Source organism: Nonomuraea sp. MTCD27 (assembly GCF_041950495.1).
Taxonomy (GTDB): domain Bacteria; phylum Actinomycetota; class Actinomycetes; order Streptosporangiales; family Streptosporangiaceae; genus Nonomuraea.
This window is the reverse complement of sequence record NZ_JBGNUW010000064.1, coordinates 1-1,710: the sequence shown is the minus strand read 5'-3', so window position 1 is coordinate 1,710 and position 1,710 is coordinate 1. Positions and strand designations below refer to the sequence as shown.

Below are 1,710 nucleotides of genomic sequence, written 5' to 3'. Positions count from 1 at the left end.
CCTCGATTCTTCAGCGGGCGGTGCTGTGTGAGTGGCTCCGCGATTTGCCCGTAATGTCCCCGACGCGGTTGGGGCGGGCCGTCGCATGACGCTGCGGGGGCGCCGGGTTCCACGGACCCGGAGCAGGCTCCTTCCTGGATCGTCGCGGTCGGGTCCGGCTCTCAGGCGAGAGCGGGCAGGTCGGTGAGGCGCTGCCAGGCCAGGACGAAGGCTTGGGCCCAGGGCCAGGTGCGTTCGAGGCGCAGGTGGCGGCGGCGGGCGTGGGCGGCCAGCCGGGCGGGCAGGTGGTAGAGCCGGTAGCGCATGGTGTCGGGTTCGGCGTGGGTCAGTCCGTCCTGGTCGTGCAGGGTCAGCAGGCGCAGCCAGCAGTCCAGGTCGTGGCCGAGGTTGGCGGCGAGCATCCAGCCGGCGTTGATGGTCCAGTCCTTGCTGGGCAGGTTGGCAAGGCCCATCGCCTTGTCGGCGCGGACCCGGTCCTCGACCACGGCGTGCGCGCGGGCCAGCGCGTCCAGCCATTGCGGGTGGTGGGAGCCGGCGATGCCCCACATGCGGCCGATGTTGGTGACGATGATCGAGTACTTCCAGCCGGTCCGCAGTTCGAGCGCGGTGAGGTTCTTGCGGTGCCGGGCCGAGGGGCGGACCCGGCGCACCAGCAGTCGCATGCCCGCGGGCCAGCCATGGCGCTGGTTGAGGCCGGTCAGTTCGGCCACGTGGTAGCCGGGCTGCAGGTCACCGTCCTGGGTGATGGACTCTTGCCAGGCGGTGGCGGGCAGCCGGGCGATGGCTTGTTCGTCGAGGTCGGTGATCATCCAGCCGACCAGGTAGCGCACCGTGCGGCGGGCGGTGTTCAGCCCTTCCAGGTGGGTCAGCAGGTCGTGGGTGGCGCCCGCGCCGTCCACCCGTACCAAGATCTTGGCCTGGCAGGAGTTCGGGATCTGGGCGAGCGCCTCGCGCAGCACCCGCAGATGGTCGGCCACGGTGTTACTGCCTGCGTTCCCAGGGCGCAGCAGCATCGCCAGCGCTTCTTGCGTGTTGGCGCACCAGCAGGCCAGCGGGTGAAAACCGTACGTCTTCTTGAACGTGACCGCCGCGCCGTTCTTGTCGGAGGCGGCGGTGATGACGGTGGCGTCGATGTCGATGACGATCCAGCCGCGCAGTCGTTTGCCGGCCACCGCCAGCCAGGGGAAGCCGCCCGGGCGCAGGTGCAGGAGTTGCCAGACGTGGCGGCGTATCTTCGCCCGGGTCGTGGCGATGCGGGCGAGCATCGGCTCGTCCAGGCCGGCCAGCGTGCGGTGGGTGGTGGAGTCCGACGGCGCGGTTCCGAACAGTGCCGCCTGGTGGGCCTGCAGCCGCTCGGCCTCCAGCATGCTGCGCGCGCCGCACACGATCGCGGTGGCCAGGCTGACCAGCACGTGCGCGCGGTCGCGCCAGGTCGCGCTCTGCCCATCCGGCCACAGTCCGCCGAGCGCGGCGGTCAGCCCCACCCGGTCGGCGAGCTTGTGCAGCAGGACCGCACCCGCGTGACCGACCAGACCTTTTCCATCCGCGGTGACAGACAACCGGCGGTCCCACCCGATACGCTCACTCACCAGAAAGGTGCACCTGCTTCTGCAGCGGATATGGCTTCGACACCCGAATCCTTGCAGTTCAGGGGCACCTTTTCTCATGTTCTAGAGCACAGCTACCGCCCCGGCTGAATAGCTGAGGTTA

1 protein-coding gene is annotated in these 1,710 nt (G+C 69.8%); it reads right to left on the bottom strand.

Annotated elements, in window-relative coordinates; all coding sequences use genetic code 11:
* Window positions 1-161 precede the first annotated feature (161 nt).
* On the bottom strand, window positions 162-1,589 hold the full coding sequence (locus ACBJ59_RS62710) for an IS1380 family transposase (protein WP_375119383.1): 1,428 nt from the start codon (window positions 1,587-1,589) through the stop codon (window positions 162-164).
* Window positions 1,590-1,710 lie beyond the last annotated feature (121 nt).